The 18,300-nt window shown below is 73.2% G+C and carries 17 protein-coding genes and 1 pseudogene; 10 read left to right on the top strand and 8 right to left on the bottom strand.

What is annotated here, in order from left to right:
* Positions 1 to 818: 818 nt before the first annotated feature.
* The 8 genes and pseudogenes from CLT71_RS38090 to CLT71_RS18610 all read left to right on the top strand — a co-directional run.
* Positions 819 to 2,312, top strand: a pseudogene (locus tag CLT71_RS38090) (hypothetical protein); the annotation flags it as partial.
* Positions 2,313 to 2,603: 291 nt separating this feature from the next.
* Complete coding sequence (locus CLT71_RS18640; RefSeq protein ID WP_101368235.1) at positions 2,604 to 3,569, top strand: alpha/beta fold hydrolase; 966 nt, start codon at positions 2,604 to 2,606, stop codon at positions 3,567 to 3,569.
* Between the two features lie 192 nt (positions 3,570 to 3,761).
* Positions 3,762 to 4,601: a DUF3152 domain-containing protein gene (locus CLT71_RS18635; RefSeq protein WP_486483332.1), complete on the top strand. Its 840-nt coding sequence runs from the start codon at positions 3,762 to 3,764 to the stop codon at positions 4,599 to 4,601.
* A 142-nt stretch (positions 4,602 to 4,743) separates the two neighbouring features.
* Entirely contained in the window at positions 4,744 to 5,598 is an 855-nt protein-coding gene (locus CLT71_RS18630) for a DUF3152 domain-containing protein (protein ID WP_101368233.1), read from the top strand.
* A 157-nt stretch (positions 5,599 to 5,755) separates the two neighbouring features.
* A complete protein-coding gene (gene moeZ / locus CLT71_RS18625; protein ID WP_486483695.1) occupies positions 5,756 to 6,958 on the top strand; it encodes an adenylyltransferase/sulfurtransferase MoeZ in 1,203 nt (400 codons plus the stop codon).
* Positions 6,959 to 7,101: 143 nt separating this feature from the next.
* On the top strand, positions 7,102 to 8,073 hold the full coding sequence (locus CLT71_RS18620; protein WP_101368231.1) for an ABC transporter ATP-binding protein: 972 nt from the start codon (positions 7,102 to 7,104) through the stop codon (positions 8,071 to 8,073).
* A complete protein-coding gene (locus CLT71_RS18615) occupies positions 8,070 to 8,924 on the top strand; it encodes an ABC transporter permease (RefSeq protein ID WP_101368230.1) in 855 nt (284 codons plus the stop codon). The genes CLT71_RS18620 and CLT71_RS18615 overlap by 4 nt, the downstream gene beginning before the upstream one ends.
* On the top strand, positions 8,924 to 9,166 hold the full coding sequence (locus CLT71_RS18610; protein WP_101368229.1) for a helix-turn-helix transcriptional regulator: 243 nt from the start codon (positions 8,924 to 8,926) through the stop codon (positions 9,164 to 9,166). The genes CLT71_RS18615 and CLT71_RS18610 overlap by 1 nt, the downstream gene beginning before the upstream one ends.
* 45 nt (positions 9,167 to 9,211) lie before the next feature.
* On the opposite strand, the gene proB is transcribed toward CLT71_RS18610, so the two are convergent.
* Positions 9,212 to 10,399: a glutamate 5-kinase gene (gene proB, locus CLT71_RS18605; protein WP_101368228.1), complete on the bottom strand. Its 1,188-nt coding sequence runs from the start codon at positions 10,397 to 10,399 to the stop codon at positions 9,212 to 9,214.
* 71 nt (positions 10,400 to 10,470) lie between these two features.
* Between proB and CLT71_RS18600 the strand changes: the two genes are divergently transcribed.
* Positions 10,471 to 10,773, top strand: a complete 303-nt coding sequence (locus CLT71_RS18600) for an MGMT family protein (protein WP_101368227.1) — start codon at positions 10,471 to 10,473, stop codon at positions 10,771 to 10,773.
* A 61-nt stretch (positions 10,774 to 10,834) separates the two neighbouring features.
* Here the strand turns inward: CLT71_RS18600 and CLT71_RS18595 are convergent, their stop codons facing one another.
* The 5 genes from CLT71_RS18595 to CLT71_RS18575 form a co-directional block, all read right to left on the bottom strand.
* Positions 10,835 to 11,050 (bottom strand): hypothetical protein, encoded by a 216-nt coding sequence (locus CLT71_RS18595; protein ID WP_101368226.1) that lies wholly within the window; start codon positions 11,048 to 11,050, stop codon positions 10,835 to 10,837.
* A gap of 147 nt (positions 11,051 to 11,197) precedes the next feature.
* The gene (locus tag CLT71_RS18590) at positions 11,198 to 11,854 is read right to left on the bottom strand and encodes a response regulator transcription factor (protein ID WP_101368225.1); all 657 of its coding nucleotides are present in this window, start codon (positions 11,852 to 11,854) and stop codon (positions 11,198 to 11,200) included.
* Complete coding sequence (locus tag CLT71_RS37045) at positions 11,836 to 13,032, bottom strand: hypothetical protein (RefSeq protein WP_158242257.1); 1,197 nt, start codon at positions 13,030 to 13,032, stop codon at positions 11,836 to 11,838. Before CLT71_RS37045 ends, CLT71_RS18590 begins: the two co-directional genes overlap by 19 nt.
* Positions 13,025 to 14,377: a sensor histidine kinase gene (locus tag CLT71_RS18580; RefSeq protein WP_143743508.1), complete on the bottom strand. Its 1,353-nt coding sequence runs from the start codon at positions 14,375 to 14,377 to the stop codon at positions 13,025 to 13,027. Before CLT71_RS18580 ends, CLT71_RS37045 begins: the two co-directional genes overlap by 8 nt.
* Before the next feature lie 83 nt (positions 14,378 to 14,460).
* Entirely contained in the window at positions 14,461 to 15,108 is a 648-nt protein-coding gene (locus CLT71_RS18575) for a hypothetical protein (RefSeq protein ID WP_486483331.1), read from the bottom strand.
* A 131-nt stretch (positions 15,109 to 15,239) separates the two neighbouring features.
* Between CLT71_RS18575 and CLT71_RS18570 the strand changes: the two genes are divergently transcribed.
* Positions 15,240 to 16,220, top strand: a complete 981-nt coding sequence (locus CLT71_RS18570; protein ID WP_486483330.1) for a TAXI family TRAP transporter solute-binding subunit — start codon at positions 15,240 to 15,242, stop codon at positions 16,218 to 16,220.
* 30 nt (positions 16,221 to 16,250) lie between these two features.
* Here CLT71_RS18570 and CLT71_RS18565 read toward each other — a convergent pair whose 3' ends face one another.
* Positions 16,251 to 17,627 (bottom strand): sensor histidine kinase, encoded by a 1,377-nt coding sequence (locus CLT71_RS18565; RefSeq protein ID WP_101368223.1) that lies wholly within the window; start codon positions 17,625 to 17,627, stop codon positions 16,251 to 16,253.
* Positions 17,628 to 17,640: 13 nt separating this feature from the next.
* Positions 17,641 to 18,297, bottom strand: a complete 657-nt coding sequence (locus tag CLT71_RS18560; protein WP_101368222.1) for a response regulator transcription factor — start codon at positions 18,295 to 18,297, stop codon at positions 17,641 to 17,643.
* Positions 18,298 to 18,300: the final 3 nt, after the last annotated feature.

Genomic DNA, 18,300 nt, shown 5'->3' with positions numbered 1-18,300 from the left:
ACTTCGAGCGCGGTCGCGGCTTCCGGTCGCCGTCCGAGCCCGAACAGCCGCCGGTGACCGAGATGACCGCGCTGATGCCCGCCGTACCCCGGCAGCAGGACCGTTCCCCGGCCCCGCCGCCCGGTCCGGAGCAGACTGGACCGGGCTGGCGCCCGGCCGAGGCGGACGAGCGCGGGCCGGCACCGGTGCATCCGGCCGACCTGCGAGCCCAGGAGCCGGCGAACTGGTCGTCTGGCTGGGCGCCGCCGTGGGCCCCGACGCCCGAGCCGGAGAGCGGCCGGCGCCCGGAGAGCCAGTACACCGCCGAGGCGGTCGCACCGGCCGAGTCGCCCCGGGAACCGGACCCTGCCGGACGGGAGCAGCGCTGGTCGCCGAGCTGGGCCGACCAGTCGGCGCAGCGGGTCGCCGAACCGCCAACCGGGCCGGTCGCCCGGGAGCAGGCCGCCCTGCCGCTGGCCGGGCCGGGCTTCGCGGCGGGGCCGGCGACGACCGCCCGGAACGCCGCCACGGCGCCCGAGACCGCGACCCGGCGGGCGACCGCCAGCGAACACACCGGCTACCCCGGCGAGCACATCAGCTACCCCGGCGAACACACCGGCTACCCCAGCGAGCACAGCAACCACCCCGGCGAACACACCGGCTACCCCAGCGAGCACAGCAACCACCCCGGCGAGCAGCCGGGCTATCCCGGCGAGCGCGCCGGCTATCCCGGTCCGGCGGCGCCGGGGCCGGAGGCTCCGAGCTACCTGTCCGGTCCCGGTGGACTCTCCGGTCCACCCGGGCCGGAGCCGTCGCGCCACCTTGCCGGCCCGGCCTTCTCGGGGCCCGGTGCCGAGCCGGCGGCCCCACCGCCCGGGCCGGACCCGGCCGCGGAGCAGCCCGGCCACCCGACGGCGGCCGCAGCCACCCCCGCTGCCGACGCCGCCGGCCGCCCAGCCGGTCCGTCCGGCCCCTCGTCGGCCGCCGAGCATGTCAGCTATCCGTCGGCGGCCGAGCAGGTCAGCTATCCGTCGGCGGCCGAGCAGGTCAGCTATCCGTCGGCGGCCGAACATGCCGGCTATCCGCCGGTCGGGCAGGCGACCGGCTACCCGTACCGGCGGGAGGCCCTGGCGTTGCCGACCGGGCCGAGCCACCCCGGTGCCCCGTACCGCTATCCGGAGCCGGTGCCGGCGGAGCCCGCGCCCGCCGCCCGGCCGGCGGACCCCGGTGACGTGTTGCCGCAACGCGTCCCCGCCGAGCCAGACGTGCCCACCGTGCCGGAGCCACCCACCGTGGAGCCGCCCGCCGAGACGCCCGAACTGGCCCGGATCGCCACCCATCTGCGTCGGGAGGACGGAGCGGCACAGCTGCGCGAGCGACCGGACGGCTTCGACGTCAACGCGATCCTGGATGCGGTCCGGGGAGTCGCCGGGGTACGCGACGCCTCGCTGCGTACCACCCCGGCCGGGGCGCACAGCCTGCGCCTGGATCTCGCCGACGGTGCCGATCCCGCCGAGGTGAGCCGGCACGTGGCACGACTGCTCCAGGAACGGATGGGGCTCGCCGCAGCCCCGCAGAACCTGCCCACCGGACCGGCATCCGCCCCGCCGAGCTTCGCCGGGACCGCCGCGCCGCCCCGACCCCGGCCGGCGCCGCCCCGGCACGCGCCGCCAGCCGAGCCGGAGCCGCGCCCCGAGCCGGCGAGAGAGGAGCCACGCCGCCGGCACCAGGCACCGGGTCACCAGGCGCAGGGTCACCGGGGCCGGGCCACCGTCGGCGAGCCGGCGACGGTGGCGCCCGGCGATGGCGGCCGGAGCGGGACAGCGCTCGGCGCCAACTCCAGCACCGTCGGCAGCTCCTACTCCGGCAGTCCGGTGACCACCACCGAGACCGCGCCGTCCCGGCCACTGAACCCGGGGTCGCCACCCGGTCCGCGAGTGATCATCGATCACGTGCAGGTGAGCACCTTCGGGCTGGACGCCACCGTCGAGGTGCGGCTCGCCGCCGGGAAGCAGCCGGCGGCCGGGCTGGCCACCGGTCCCGCCGTCGACGGGTACGTGCTGCGGCTCTGTGCCGTGGCGGCGGCCGCCGCCATCGACGAGCTGCTCAGCGCCTCCACCCGGGTCACCGAGCGGGGTCGCTGCTTCGTCGAGCACGCGGCTGTGGTGCAGTTCGGCAGTTGCGAGGTAGCCACCGTGGTGGTGCTGCTGGTCTGCGACGGCTGGGTCGAGCAGCTCGCCGGCTCGGCCCTGGTCTCCGGTGACCCCCGGCAGGCGGTGGTCCGGGCCACTCTGGCGGCGGTCAACCGCCGGCTGGAGGCGCTGCTCACCTGACCCGGCGCCGCTGCTCACCCGGACTGGTTCCATTGGTCACCTGATGTGGCGCCGTTGCTCACCTGAGCCGGGGCTACCGCTCAGCTGACGCGTCGCTGCTCAACTGAGCCGGCGCCGCTGCTCAGTTGACGGGCTGTTGAGGCGTTGCTCACGCGACCCGGCCGTGGGCCGGTCGCAGCGGCGGTGAAAACGGAGCAAACCGGGGCGGAGGCACCCTGTCAGTGCCTGCGTCGAGGACCCTCCCGCCGCCGTTCGGTTCGTCGATCGGCGTACCGGCGGCACACTTGACCGATGAAGCGTGCGCTGCTGATGGCGGACGAGTCGATCCCCCCGTACGGGACGCCGCCACCCTGGCCCGGCCGGGGCGTACGGATCGACGGCTCGGTCACGTACGTCCGGGAGACCCCGGCCACCCGGGAGGGCGCCGAACCGGCCCTCTACGTGCACGGGCTGGGCGGCTCGGCCCAGAACTGGACGGACCTCGCCGGGCTGCTCGCCGACCGGCTCGACGGGCACGCGATCGACCTGCCCGGCTTCGGGCGGAGCGACCCGGCCCGGAAGTACACCATCCCGGCCTTCGCCGACCGGGTGATCCGGTACATCGAGCACTCCGGCCGGGGGCCGGTGCACCTGTTCGGCAACTCGCTCGGCGGAGCCGTGTCGGTACGCGTCGCCGGGCTCCGCCCCGACCTGATCCGTACCCTCACCCTGGTCTCGCCGGCGATGCCGTTCCTTGATCCGCGCCGGTCGCTACAGGGCCGGCTGGTGCCACTGCTGGCGGTGCCCGGGGCGGAGCGGTTGGCGTCGCGCTGGCTGACCCAGTTGCCGCCGGAGGAGATGGCCCGGCAGGTGATGGAGGCGTGTGTCGCCGACACCAGCCGGATCTGCGACCAGCGCCGCCTGGAGGCGATCGAGGAGATCCGGATCCGGTACACCGCCGAGCACTACGCAACTGCCTATCTGGGTACGCTGCGCGGGCTCGTCGGCAGTTTCGTCCGGGCGTACCTGCCGGGCTCCGGCTCGCTGTGGCGGATCGCCGGTCTGGTCACCGCGCCGACGCTGGTGATCGGCGGCGGGCAGGACCGGCTGGTGGACGTCAGGGTACCGGCCCAGGTGGCCCGGGTGATCCCGGACAGTCGACTGCTGACGCTGGCCGGTGTCGGGCACGTCCCGCAGATGGAGGTGCCCCGGGTGGTCGCCCGGGCGGCACTGGCGCTGCTGGACGAGACCAGCCCGCTGCCGACCGTACCCCGGTGATCGTCTTCCATTGATCCTCGTCCGGTGACCGCCGCCCAGCAGGGCTCGGGGTGGCTGCGATCGGCCGACTCCGTCGGGTGATCCGGACCCCTGGGTGCAACCGAGCGGGTGGGTCTGGCGTACTAAGTAGGCGTGTGGAGCAGAGATCGTCGCCAACCCCCGGCACCAGGTGCCGCGCCCTCGACCTCCGGCATGCCGCGCCGACGACACGCCCGGCGGCACCGGCGTGGCCGGATGCTGGCGGTGGTGCTGCTGGGGGTGGCCGGCGCGGTCGGGGTGATCGGGATCCTGGTCCCGCCGGCCGAGCGGCTGACCGGGGACGACCGGAGCGCCGCCGCCCAGCCGGTCCCGTCGGCGACGCCGTCCGCCGAGGCAACGCCGACGCCGACACCGAACCCGACACCGAGCCGGCCACCGGCACCGGTGCTGCGGCTCACCGACCCGGTGCCGTCGACCGGGCCGGGCAGTTTCAGTTACGCGACCGGTCGGGGCGAGGTGCTGGGCCAGGCCGGTACGGTGCGGCGCTACCGGGTGGCGGTGGAGCGCAACGTCGACGAGCAGATCGCGGAGTTCGCCGCCGCTGTCGACGCCTCGCTGGCCGATCCGCGCAGTTGGATCGGCAGTGGGCGGCTGCGGTTGCAGCGGGTACCGGACAAGGCCGGCCACGACTTCACGGTCTATCTGGTGACCGCCGGTACGGCCCGGGAGATGTGCGCGGCCTCCGGGGTGGACATCCGGGTCGGCGGCAAGCCGTACACCTCCTGCCGGGGAAGTGGACGGGTGATCATCAACCTGGAGCGCTGGATGCGGTCCGTCCCGCACTACGTCGAGGCGAAGGTGCCGCTGGAGCGCTACCGGACGTACGTGATCAACCATGAGGTCGGGCACGAGTTGGGGCACGGGCACGAGCGCTGTCCCCGGTCGGGGCGGGCGGCACCGGTGATGATGCAGCAGACGCTCTTCCTCAACGGCTGCGTGGCGAACCCCTGGCCGTACCTGCGCGGGGAGCGGTACGCCGGCCCTCCGCTCTAGATCTGGACAGGGCGGGAGCGGGCCTGGACTTCGACCCGCAGGCGGTGGAGTGGGCCTGAACGGCGCCCGCGGGACCGGGTCTGGACTCGCCCGCCGGGAGGGCTGGACGCTCGCCCGTCGGCGTGGAAGGCTGTGGCCCGCCATGACGAATCCGGCAAACCCTGGCACCAACGCCCGTTTCCCCGCGCGCTCCGGCGGCCGGCTCGAACGGCACCGGATCGCCGCCGCCCAGGCCCGTCGACGACGGCGACGTACCGTCGCTCTGGCGCTGCTGGGGATCGCCGCCGGCCTGCTCACGGTCGGGTTGGTGCAGACCCGGCCGGACGCACCGGGCTCGACGGTGGCGGCGGCCGGCCGGGGTGGTGTGGTCGCCGGGGCGACGAGTGCCGGGGCCGGGCGCGGCGGGCCGGCGACCGACCCGGACGCCCGCTATCCGACCACCGGACCGGGATCCTTCGGGTACGCGGCCGCGGGCCGGGTGCTGGGCAAGGCGGGTACCCTGCGCCGCTACCACGTCGCCGTCGAGCAGGGCATGGGGCAGGAGGTGGCGACCTTCGCCGCCGCCGTTGACGCGGTGCTCGGCGATCCGCGCGGCTGGACGGCGTCCGGGAAGCTCCGCCTCCAGCGGGTGGCCAGGGCGACGAAGGCGGAGTTCACGGTCTTCCTCGCCACACCGGGGACCTCGGAGAAGATGTGCGCCACCGCCGGACTGCACACCGAGCGGTACGGCTCGTGCCGGCTGCCGGGGCAGGTGGTGCTCAACGTCGCGCGCTGGTTGACCGCGGTGCCGGACTACGGCGCGGCGCTGGAGGTCTATCAGGCGTTCGCCCTCAACCACGAGGTCGGGCACGAGTTCGGGGAGGAGCACCAGGGCTGCCCCCGGCCGGGTGCACCGGCGCCGGTGATGCTCCAGCAGACGTACGGGCTGCGCGGCTGCGCGCCGAACGGTTGGCCGTACGTGGACGGGCAGCCGTACGTCGGCCCGCCGATCCCCTGACCCGCGTCCTGTATCCCCGCGTCCTGTATCCCCGCGTCCCGTATTCCCCGCTCCCGGATTTCGGGCAGGTGTTTCAGCTCATGGTCGGTAAGCGCCCCGGCGAGGAACAATGGCCGGACTGCCACTGTCGATGCGCTCAGCCGAGGGCTGAGCGAGGATCCGAACCGGGGAGTCCACCGTGTCGCTGCCCCCGCTCGTCGAACCCGCCGCCGAGCTGACCGTTGACGAGATCCGCCGCTACTCGCGCCACCTGATCATCCCGGATGTCGGGGTCGAGGGGCAGAAGCGGCTGAAGAATGCCCGGGTGCTCTGCGTCGGCGCCGGCGGCCTCGGCTCGCCCGCCCTGTTGTACCTGGCCGCGGCCGGGGTCGGGACGCTGGGCATCATCGACTTCGACACCGTCGACGAGTCGAACCTCCAGCGCCAGGTCATCCACGGCGTGTCGGACGTCGGCCGGTCCAAGGCCGAGTCCGCCGCGTCGAGCATCCGTGAGATCAACCCACTGGTGCAGGTCGAGATCCACAACACCGCGCTGGACCGGGACAACGTGCTGGAGATCTTCGGCCAGTACGACCTGATCGTCGACGGCACCGACAACTTCGCCACCCGTTACATGGTCAACGACGCGGCGGTGCTGCTCGGCAAGCCGTACGTCTGGGGGTCGATCTACCGGTTCGACGGGCAGGCGTCGGTCTTCTGGGCCGAGCACGGCCCCTGCTACCGCTGCCTCTACCCGGAGCCGCCGCCGCCCGGCATGGTGCCGTCCTGCGCCGAGGGCGGCGTGCTCGGCGTGCTCTGCGCGTCGATCGGCTCGATCCAGGTCACCGAGGCGATCAAGCTGCTGACCGGGATCGGCGAGCCGCTGGTGGGTCGGCTGATGGTCTACGACGCGCTGGAGATGTCGTACCGGAAGATCAAGGTACGCAAGGACCCGAACTGCGCGCTCTGCGGCGAGAACCCGACCGTGACCGAGTTGCTGGAGGACTACGAGGACTTCTGCGGTGCGGTCTCGCCGGAGGCCGAGGAGGCGGTGGTCGAGTCCACCATCACGGCCCGTGAGCTGAAGGACTGGCAGGACGCGGGCAAGGACATCTTCCTGGTCGACGTCCGGGAGCCGGCGGAGTACGAGATCGTCCGGATCCCCGGCGCGACGCTGATCCCGAAGGGCGAGATCCTTTCCGGTGCGGCGCTTGCCTCGCTGCCGCAGGACAAGCAGATCGTGCTGCACTGCAAGTCCGGCGTGCGGTCGGCCGAGGCGCTGGCCGCGCTGAAGGCCGCCGGCTTCCGGGACGCGGTGCACGTCCAGGGCGGGGTGCTCTCCTGGGTCAAGCAGATCGACCCGTCGTTGCCGGCCTACTGATCCACACCGGACCCGGTCCGGTACCCCGACGCGGGGCAGCTCTTGGAGCTGCCCCGCGTCGCGTTGTTGGCAGTACTGTCACTGTCGAATGTAGTAGGTGTGCTATCTTCTCGCGTAGATGTTAGACGAGGGGGTGTAGATCTATGACCATCGCCGAGACTCCGGGCCGGACCTCCGAGCCTGCCGGGTCACCGGTCGAGCAGCCCGTGCTGGACGTCCGCGACCTGCGGATGCGCTACGGCAGCACCGACGTGCTGACCGGCGTCACGTTCACGGCCCGGCCCGGTGAGGTGTTGGCGCTGCTCGGTCCCAACGGTGCCGGCAAGACGACCACCATCGAGATCCTGGAAGGCTTCCGGATGCGCTCGGCCGGTGAGGTGACCGTGCTGGGGATGGATCCGGCGCACGGCGACGAGCGGTGGCGGGCCCGGCTGGGCGTGGTGCTCCAGTCCTGGCGCGACCACGCCAAGTGGCGGGTACGCGAACTCCTCACCCATCTCGGCTCGTACTACCGGCCCTACTCCAGCGACCAGGTCCAGCGCCCGTGGGACGTCGACGAACTGGTGGACGCGGTCGGGTTGACTCCGCACGCCCACAAGCGGACTGGTCAGCTCTCCGGCGGGCAGCGGCGCCGGCTGGACGTCGCGATCGGCATCGTCGGCCGACCCGAGCTGCTCTTCCTCGACGAGCCCACCGCCGGGTTCGACCCGGAGGCCCGGCGCGAGTTCCACGACCTGGTGCACCGGCTGGCCGACCTGGAGCAGACCACGATCCTGCTGACCACGCACGATCTGGACGAGGCGGAGAAGCTGGCCGACCGGATCCTGATCCTGGCCGGCGGCTCGATCATCGCCGACGGCTCGGCCGACCAGCTCGCCCGGCGGATGTCGCCGGAGGCCGAGGTGAGGTGGACTCGGGACGGCCAGCGGTTCGTACACGCCACGACCGACGCCACCCGATACGTCCGGGAGCTGTTCCAGCAGTACGGCGACAGCATCGCCGACCTGGAGGTCCGGCGGGCCACCCTGGAGGACACCTACATGGCGCTGGTACGCGAGTTCGAGTCCGGTCGGGGCGCCGCCGCGCTCCGTGAGTTCGAGGCGGTGACCCGGTGAACCCCGGTCTGTTGGCCCTGCGGGCCGGAGTGGTCCGTGGCGGGATCGAGCTGCGGCAGACCGTCACCAACGCCCAGGACCTGTGGAACTACATCTTCCCGACCATCATCTTCCTGATCGTCATGTACTTCACCCGCGACTCGACGGTGCCCGGTACGGACTTCTCACTTGGTGCCCGGACCCTGCCCAGCGTGTTGGGCATGAGCATCGCGTTCAACGCGATGCTGACGATGGCGATGCTGCTCACCCTGGAACGCGAGGACGGCACCCTGCTGCGGGCCAAGGCGATTCCGCACGGCATGCTCGGTTACCTGGTCGGCAAGATCGTGCAGGTGTCCGGGATGATCGTGCTCGGTGGCGTCTTCCTCGTGGTGCCGGGGATGTTCCTGGTCGACGGCCTGGTGGCCGGTGGCGGGAGTTCCTGGCTGATCCTGGCCGCGGTGGTGCTGCTGGGCCTGTTCGCCTGCCTGCCGCTCGGTGCCATTCTCGGCTCGCTCTTCGCCAATCCCCGCAACGTGGGCATGATCATCTTGCCGATCGGCGGCCTGGTCGCGACCTCCGGTATCTTCTACCCGATCACGAACTTCCCAGAGTGGTTGCAGTGGCTTGTCCAGGGGTTCCCGATCTACTGGCTCGGACTGGGGATGCGGTCGGCTCTGCTGCCGGACGAGTTGGCGGCCGTGGAACTCGGCGGGTCGTGGCGGCATCTGGAGACGTTCGGAGTGCTCGGTGCCTGGGCAGTACTGGGTCTGCTGATCGCACCGATCGTGCTGCGCCGGATGGCCCGCCGGGAGTCCGGGTCGAGCGTCGCCGCCCGTAAGGAGAAGGCCCTGCAGAGGATCACCGCCTGATGAGTGAGGCGATCTACAACCGGATCGCGGTGCTGCGCGCGGAACGCGGGATCTCCCGCCGGGATCTCGCCGACGCGCTCGGGGTGCACTACCAGACGATCGGCTACCTGGAACGCGGCGAATACAACCCGAGCCTGCACCTGGCGCTGCGGATCGCGCGGTATTTCGAGGTCTCGGTGGAGGTCATCTTCTCCACCGAGCCCTTCCCCCGGATCGGCGCCACCGAGCGGGCCACGGCCTGAGCCGGCGGCACTTGCCCGGCGGCGTCGCACCCGCCGAGCGCAGGTTCAGCCGAGGATCACCAGGTCGTCGCGGTGCACGACCTCGCGTTCGTAGCCGGGGCCGAGGGCGGCGGCGAGTTCGGAGGTGGAGCGGCCGAGCAGGCCGGGCAGCTCCACCGCGTCGTAGTTGACCAGCCCTCGGGCGACCGCCGCCCCCGCGTCGTCGACCAGGTCGACCGGGTCGCCGGCCGTGAAGGCGCCGTCCACCGCCGTGATCCCGGCCGGCAGCAGGGACTTGCGCCGGGTCACCACCGCCTGCACCGCCCCGGGGTCGAGGTGCAGCCGCCCCCGGGGCGAGGTCGCGTGGGCCAACCAGAAGAGCCGGGCCGCCGGACGTTGGCGTACCCGGTGGAAGAAGGTGCCGACCGGCTCGCCGGCCAGCGCCGCCGGGGCCAGCGGCGCGGCGGTCAGCACCACCGGAATGCCGAACCCGGTGGCGATCCGGGCCGCCTCCACCTTGGTGACCATGCCGCCGGTACCCACCCCGGCCCGGCCGGCCCGGCCGATCGCCACCTCGGCGAGATCCTGCTCGTCGCGTACCTCCTCGATCCGCACCGTGCCGGGGCGGGCCGGGTCGCCGGTGTAGAGGGCGTCCACGTCGGAGAGCAGCACCAGCAGGTCGGCGTGGACAAGCGCGGCCACCAGGGCGGCCAGCCGGTCGTTGTCGCCGAACCGGATCTCGTCGGTGGCCACCGTGTCGTTCTCGTTGACGATCGGCACCGCGCCGAGGTCGAGGAGTTTGCGCAGCGTGCGATAGGCGTTGCGGTAGTGCGCCCGCCGGGTCACGTCGTCGACGGTGAGCAGCACCTGGCCGACCGTCCGGCCGTGCCGGGCGAAACCCGCCGAGTAGCGACCGATCAGCAGCCCCTGCCCGACACTTGCCGCCGCCTGCTGGGTGGCCAGGTCACGTGGGCGGGTGGCCAGTCCGAGCGGGGCCAGGCCGGCGGCGATCGCCCCGGACGACACAAGCACCAGCTCCCGCCGGTCCGGGTCGACCCGCCTGCGGCCCGCCCCGGACGGTCGGGCACCCGGCTCCGTCGCAGGGGCGCCGGCCGGACCACCCGCCAGCCAGCCAGCGAGTACGTCGGCCAGCGCGTCGACCCGCGCCTCGTCCAGGCCACCGGCGGCGGTGGTCAGCGAGGACGAGCCGACCTTGACCACGATCCGGCGAGCTGTGGTTACTGCTTCCCGCACCTGCCCATTCTGCGGTGCCCGGATCGGCCCGCCCCGCCGGCCCGCCCCGTACTCCCATATCGTGGCAGCTCATGACCCCCGAGGAGTACGTCGAAGAGGTGCTCGCGCTGGTCGAGCGGATCCCGCCCGGCCGGGTGATGTCGTACGGCGCCATCGCCGATCACCTGGCCGAACGGTCCGGCCGGGCGTCGGCCCGGCTGGTCGGCTCGATCATGGCTCGGCATGGTGGCGGGGTGCCCTGGCACCGGGTGGTCAACTCGGCCGGCCGGCTGCCGCCGGGGCACGAGGTCGAGGCCCGGGCCCGGCTGCGCGCCGAGGGAGCCCCGCTGCGGGGCGAAGGGGTCGACATGGCGGCGGCCGACTGGCAGCCCTGAACCGGTCGGCCCGCCGTCGACCCGGGGTACGGGTCCGCCCCAGCCCGGCCAGCAGGACCGATCAGGTCCATCCCCACGCTGTCGGGACTCTCGTCGTCCGCGAGCGCCTGGAAGGTGGCGTACGCCGCCTTCTCGCGTTGCCCTCCCAGCCCTGGTCGAGCGCGGCGAGGCCCCGGCCGACGTTCTCGCCGATCCGCTCCAGCCCCGCACCCATGACCCGGCACGCTCCGGCGACCCTGCGGTACGCCTCCTGGATGGTCTTCACCCTCACCGTCATCGGTACCACTCCTCTTCGGACAGTCCGGCCCACCGGTTCGTGGGCTCTTCGGCCCTCAATCGGAGGCTAGGTCGCAGGCCGGTACCGCCGTGACGGTCATTCACCCCACACGTCCGGATGGACCCGGTGGCCGAGGGGGTGGCGCTGCTACAGCTCGTCGAGCCGGACCAGACCGTCCTGGAGGGCGCGGGCGACCAGGGCCGCCTTTGTCGAGGCGGGTCGCCCGGCGTTGGCGTACCTGATCCGGACCCGGTCGAGGTAGCTGTTGACGGTGCGTACCGAGAGGTTGAGCTTGCGGGCCACCATCTCCTTGGACTCGCAGGCGAACCAGTTGACGAGTACGTCGGTTTCGCGCGGGGTGAGCCGAGGCCGGTCCGGCCGGTTGTCCGTACTGATCGCGCGGGCCATCGACGGTGTGGTGAAGGGCAGGTTCCGGCTGGCGGCGTGGATCGCCTGGACCAGGTGCTTCGGCCCCTCGGTCTTGGCCAGGCAGGCGAAGGCACCGAGGTCCAGGCAGCGCAGGATGGTGTCCCGGTCCTCGCGCATCGTGTAGACGATCACCGGACGGCCGGCGTCGACGAGTCGCCCCAGGTCGGCATAGGCGGGCACCTCGCGGTGCAGCAGCAGGTCGAGGACGACGACGTCGGCGGAGAGGCCGGGCTCGGTCCAGGCCACCGCCGGAGTCGTACCCGAGTCGAGCACCTCGATCGGCGGGTCGGCCTCGGCGCACCAGGCACGAATTCCGGTGACTATCGCCGGGTGGTCGTCAATGACCACCGCCGTGGTCAACTCTGCGCCGGCCATCTGGCCTCCACCCACACTTTCGACCCCTCGACGAGCCGGGTGACGCTCACCCCGTCAGGGCCTGCGATCGCAACCTCCGGAGCACCGCCAACCGGCTCGGCGGTTCCGGGGTCGGTTCCGGGTTCGGCGGTTCCGCGGTCGGCGGTTCCGCGGTCGGCGGTTCCGCGGTCGGGGGTTCCGGGTTCGGCGACGATGCTCACGGTCACCCCGCCCGGGGAGCCGAGCAGCGTCACCCGGACCTCGGCGGTGGCGGTGCCGACGATCCGCAACGCCGGCTCGGTCAACGCCCGGCGGACCGCCAGGGGCGGGGTCGGCCACTGACCGCAGGTCCCGAGGTAGACCGCGACCCCGGTACGGTCGGCCAGGTCGAGACAGGCGCCCAGTTCGTGCAGGAGTGGATCGTCCACATCGTCGTGCTCGGCGAAGAGCCGGCGCAGCCGGGCCGCCGCCACGGCGTACCGGCGCCGTACCCGGTCGTCGCGCAGGTCGGCCGAACCGGTGCTCAGGTCGGTCAGCAGGGGTACGCAACCGGTGGCGAGGTCGGCGTAGCGGGCCCGGCGGTCGGCGCGCAGGTGTTCCGCGATCGCCTCGGCGGTGCGTACCCGCGCGGCGTCGGCCGCGGCGGTGGAGGCGGTCGCCACCAGCCCGCGCAGTGTCGCCGCGCCGGCCAGTACCGGCAGTTGACAGCCGAGCACGATCGCGGCGACGACTACCAGGTCGGCGATCTCGTGGGCCTGGCCGACCAGGGCGAGCTGGGCGAAACTGCCGAGGGTGTGCCCGCCGAGGAAGGTGGCCGGGGCAGCGACACCGTGGTCGACCAGCAGGAGCAGCCCGAACCAGCCGATCACGCCGAAGGACCACTCCTGCTCCGACATCAGCGCGTCGGCCGAGATCCCCGTGGTCGCCAGCGCCGATGACCCGAGTACCGCCGCCACCAGCACCCAGCGGGTCCGCCCCAGCGGCCGGTGCCGGACGATCCGCACTCCGGCCAGTACGGCGACGGCGGTCAGCAGCGCGAACGCCAGCACCTGCTGCGTCAGGCTGCGGTACGTCTGGGCGTGGGTCAGCAGCAGCGGGAGGGCGAAGCCGAGGAGCGCGGTGACGGCGATGGCGAGGGTGGCCAGGCGGAGCCCGTGCAGGAGCCTGCCCAGCGGGACGTGCCCGGCCGGCTCAGCCATCCGGCACCTCCAGCCGGATCCGGGTACCCGCGCCCGGTCGCGCGGTCACGACCGCCCGGCCGCCGACCCGGGCCATCCGCTCCTGGATGGAGTGCGACAGCCCGCGCCGATGTCGGGGTACCCGCTCCGGCGCGAAGCCCCGCCCCTGGTCGACGACCTCCACGACGGTACGGCCGGCGTGCCGGTGCACCAGCAGTTCCGCCGTCTTGACACCGGCGTGCCGGCCGACGTTCGTCAACGCCTCCCGGACGGCGGCACCGATCGCGTTGGCCCGGACCACCGGCAGCAGGAGCACCGGTGGCGACCGCAGTTGCACCGTGACGGCCGCGTCCCGCGCCACCTCGCGCAGCGTCCGCACCAGATCGGCGTCGCCGCCGGAGAGGCTCGCGCCGCCGGAGAGGCCGGCGTTTCCGGAGAGGTCCGGGCGGGCGGAGATGGTCGCGAGGTCGCGGGCGGCCTGGGCGGCGAGCCAGGGTTCGGTGCCGTCGACCATCCGGGCGCCGACCGCGAGCAGGGTACTGGCGGCGGTGTCGTGCAGCACCGCGAGGTGCTCCCGTTCGTCCGCCCACCGGGCGGCGGCCACCGCAGCCTCGGACCGGGCCCGTTCGCGTTCCCGGACGGCCAGGTCGGTCTGCCGGGCACCGGCCCGGACCAGCACGAAGAGCAGCCGGGACAGGCTGGCCTCCACGAGGGACCAGAGCCCGACCGGCGCCGCCTCGGACCAGCTCCCGGGCGAGGCGAGGGCGTTGCCGGCGAGATGCGCCAGCACGATCACCGTGGCCAGCAGTGCGCCCTCGGCGGCGGTACCGAGCCACTGGTGCGCCACGGCGGTGATCGCGGCGACCGCGAGGACCCAGTTGGTGCTGTCGGTCAACGCCTCCGGCGGTACCGTCCAGCGCTGGGTCAGGCACAGCAGCACGACCAGCAGGGTGTCCACCGGCACCAGCCAGCCACGGGAGTTGAACCGCAGGTAGAGCACGCTCCAGGCACAGAGTGCCGCGACCACGCCGCCGACCAGCGCCCGCCGATCCGGAGCCGACTGGAAGAGCGCAGCACCACCGGCACAGCACAGCGTCGCGCTGCGGATCACGACCGCGTAGCGGCGGCCGAGCCGGCGCAGCCCGCGTTCCGTGCCGCCGCCGATCCGGGCGGCGCTGTCGCTAGCCGTCCCACCGCCGAACTTGCCGCCGGTGGGCTCGCCGCCGCCGGAGGGCTTGCCGTCGCCGCCGAACTCGCCGCCGCTGGAGGGGGCGCTGCCGCAGATCTCGTCCTCGCCGGAGGAAGCACCGCCGGTTGCTGCCTCCGGTGGTGGTGGCCGTCGCCAGCGATCCCGCACGGCCCTCACGCCCACCGATGTTAGTGCGGCGGCCGGAAGGGTCACCAGGGCTGGTGCGGCTACCCGGGCACCTACCAGGATCGATGCGGCGGTCAGCTCGCCAGGGAGACCGGCTGGGCGCTGCGGCGCAGGATCCGATCCCTGTCCGGGCCGCCCGGCACGGTCACCAGCAGGCAACCCGAGCGGGGCGCGACCGAGGCCGGCGAGCCGAGCAGTTGGGCGCTGCGTACCAGCACCGCGGCGAGTTCGGTGTCGCGGATGCGTACCCCGAGAATGGTGGTCCGGACGTGCCGGCCGGCGGCCAGCAGCGCGGCGCGCCAGGCGGCGGCGGCCAACGCCTGCCGGCGCGCGTTGCGCGGCGCGGAGGCGCCGACGGCGGCCGGGTCGAGCAGCGCCGTCCGCCCCTGCCGCCAGCCCATCGACAGTACGGCGGGCTGCCCCGGCTCGGTGAGGTGCAGCCGGTGAAGTTCGTAGCGGCGGCGGACACCGGCGGTGATCCGTTCCGCCCGGGCCGGGGTGCCGAGCCGGGCGAGCAGTTCGGTCAGACGAGTGGCGGCAGCCTCCGAGCTGAACTCGGCCACCATGGTGGTCGGCTGCCGCACTCCTTCCACCTGGATGCACCTGATCAGGCATGCCGCCTCGAAAGCGTCCGCCAAGGACACCCGGTCCAGCAGGCTGGTACTGCCGGCCGGTCGTAGGGGCGGCCTCGTGGAGACGTACGCCCCGGTGCTCCAGACCATCTCTGCCGCCCCCCGTACTCGCGACGACCAACTACTTTCAACGGTGGCTGTTACCGCGCCGAGGCGGTAGACATCGGTTGAGAGCTTGAGCAAAACTTGCGCTGAGTGTCGATCATCGCCGGGGTGGTGGGGTGGGCGGGACACGGTGGCACCGACGCGCCGACCGGGGACTGCCCGGTCGGCGGCTCGGCACGCTCGCCGTGGTGCTGGTCGTGGTCACGGTCGCGTTGCCCGGCACCGCGAGCTGCACCTCGCCGCCGGCCGAGCCGACCAGGCTGCGCATCGCGACCGGCAGCGCCACGGCGGTCTACTACGCGGTCGGTCAGTCCCTGGCCGGCATCCTCAACCGCGAGCTGCCGGACGTGACCGCGAGCGTGGTGGTGACCGCCGCCTCGGCGGAGAACGTCTCGCTGGTCTCCACCGGACGGGCCGAACTCGGCTTCACCCAGGCCGACATCCTGGCCGCCGAGCCGGGCCAGGGCGCCGGGCTGAGCGCCGTCGCCCGGGTCTACGACGACCTGCTGCACCTGGTCACCCTGGCCGACAAGCCGATCCGGCAGCTGTCGGACCTGCGCGGCAAGCGGGTGGCGATCGGCGCGCCGGGCTCCGGCACCGCGGTCACCGCCGAACGCCTGCTCGACGTGGCCAAGGTCGGTGACGAGCTGGCCGAGCGGCTCCGGCTCGGCATCGACGACTCGGTCGCCGCGCTCCGGGCCGGCCGGATCGACGCCTTCTTCTTCTCCGGCGGCCTGCCGGTCAAGGCGGTGGCGGACTTCGCCGCGCAGACCCGGCCCCGCTTCGTCGACCTCGGGCAGTGGGTCGAGCCGCTGCGCCGGGCCTACCGCGAGGTGTACGTCCAGCGGGACATCCCCGCCTCGGCGTACGGGTCGGCGCCGGTGACCACGGTGGCGGTGCCGAACTATCTGGTGGTGGCGACCAGCATGCCCGAGCAACTCGTCTACGACGTGACACGGCTGCTGATGCAGCGCCGCGACGAGTTGAGCAGCGCGCATCCGGCCGCCGCCCGGCTGAACGTGCAGTCGGCGATCACCACCACCCCGCTGGCACTGCACCCCGGCGCCGCCCGGTACTACCAGACGCACAAGCCCTGACCGGGCCGGGTCGCGGTCCGCTGGGCTGGCTCACGCCTCGCCGCTGCGGAACCAGACCTCGGCGATGAGCCCGTTCGGTACGGCGGGACGCATGGTGAGACGGCCGCCGGAGGCGTCGACGAGTACCGCCACGATTGTCAGGCCGAGCCCGGCGCCGTCGATGTTCTGGGTGTCCGGAGCCCGCCAGAAGCGTTCGGTGGACGATTCGAGTTGTGCACCGGTCATCCCCGGCCCGTCGTCGGTGACCCGGACGATCACACCGTCCTCGGCAGGATGCACCGAGACCTCGACCCGGCCGCCCGGGTCGCCGAACTTGACCGCGTTGTCGATCAGCGCGTCGAGCACCTGGTCGACGGCGGTACGCACAGCCCGGGCGGGCAGCGGGCCGGTGACCGGGGCGAGGGTGAGCATGATGCCCCGGTGGTTGGCCAGCGGCTGCCAGGCGGCGACCCGGGACGCGGCCACCGCCGCCGCGTCCACCACCACCATGGTGTGCTGGGCCCGCTCGGTGCGGGCGAGGGTGAGCAGCCCGTCGAGTACCTGGGCGAGCCGGTCGGTCTCCTCCAGCGCCAGCCGGTGCTCGTCGCGGCCGTACTCGTCGGTCAGGCTCGGCCCGAGTTCCTCCACCCGCAGCCGGAGCGCGGTCAGCGGGTTGCGGAGCTGGTGGCTGGCGTGTGCGACGAAGGCCCGCTGCCGTTCCAGGGCGTCGGCGACCGCGTCGGCCATCTCGTTGAAGCTGGTGGCGAGCCGGCGCAGCTCGGGTGGGCCCTGCTGGGTCGGCACCCGGGCCTTGCCGTCGCCGGCCGCGATGTCGTGGGTCACCACGTCGAGTACGGTCACCGGGCGCAGCACCCAGCCGGCCAGCCGGAACGCCGTCATCACCCCGGCGGAGACGGCGAGCAGCCCGATGGTGGCGAGTGCCGCCCACCAGACGGTGACGGTCCGGCGGACCCGTTCGGTTCCGGAGACGGTGATGACGGCACCGATCACCTCCCCGCCGTCGTTCACCGGCACGGCCACCACCAGCGGACCGACCTGCCAGGGCCAGAGCACGTCCGGTACGGTCATCTGCCGCCCGGCCAGCGCGCCGAAGATCGCCTGCTCGGTCAGCTCGGAGTCGAGCCGTGGACTGGCCGGGGCGACCACCTTCCGTCGTTCCCGGTCGACGACCGCTGCGGTGATCCCGTACAGCTCCTGGTAGCGCTGCAACTCGTCGTCGATCGCGCTGACCGCACCGGTACGCAGCGCGGGGCCGGAGAGCGAGGCGAACCGGTTGGCGTCGGCGAGCCGGTCCGCCCGGATCCGTTCGGTCTCCCGGTTGGCGAGGGTGATCGCCAGCGGGGTCTCCAGGGCGAGCAGGACCAGGATCATGAGCAGCGAATAGCTGAAGACCAGACGGCGGCGCACCGAGCGGCTCCGGTCACTCGGCCCGGAGCCGGTAGCCGACGCCGCGTACGGTCTGCACCAGGTCGGGATCGCCGAGTTTGCCGCGCAGCGATCCGACGTGGACCTCCACGGTGTGCCGGGCGGCGCCGGTGGTCGGCCAGACGTCGAGGACGATCCGCTCGTGTGGCACCACCACGCCCGGTTGCCGGGCCAACGAGACCAGGATGTCGAACTCCTTGCGGGTCAGCGCGACCTCGGCGCTGCGTACCGTGACCAGCCGGGCGGCGACGTCGATCCAGATCGGGCCGACCTCGACGACCTCGGGCCGGGGGGCGCCGGCGCGGGCCCGGCGGAGCACCGCGACGATCCGGGCCTCCAACTCGGCCATCGAGAACGGCTTCACCACGTAGTCGTCGGCGCCCATCCGCAGCCCGATCACCCGGTCGCGTTCCTCGCCGCGCGCGGTGACCGCGATGATGCCGAGTTGCGCGCTGCGCTGCCGCAGCGCGCGGCAGACCTCCACCCCGTCGCCGTCGGGCAGGGTGAGGTCGAGCAGCACCAGGTCGCAGGGGGCGGCGGCGAGCGCGGCGGCGGCGGTGCCGGCCCGTTCCACGTCGTACCCGCGCCGGGACAGGGCACCGGCCATCGCACCGGCCACCCGGGCGTCGTCCTCGACCAACAGGATCCGCATGCC

The sequence above is a fragment of the Plantactinospora sp. CNZ320 genome, from assembly GCF_002846275.1.
Note: the sequence above shows the minus strand (reverse complement) of the source record. Positions and strands in the feature narration are given on the sequence as shown.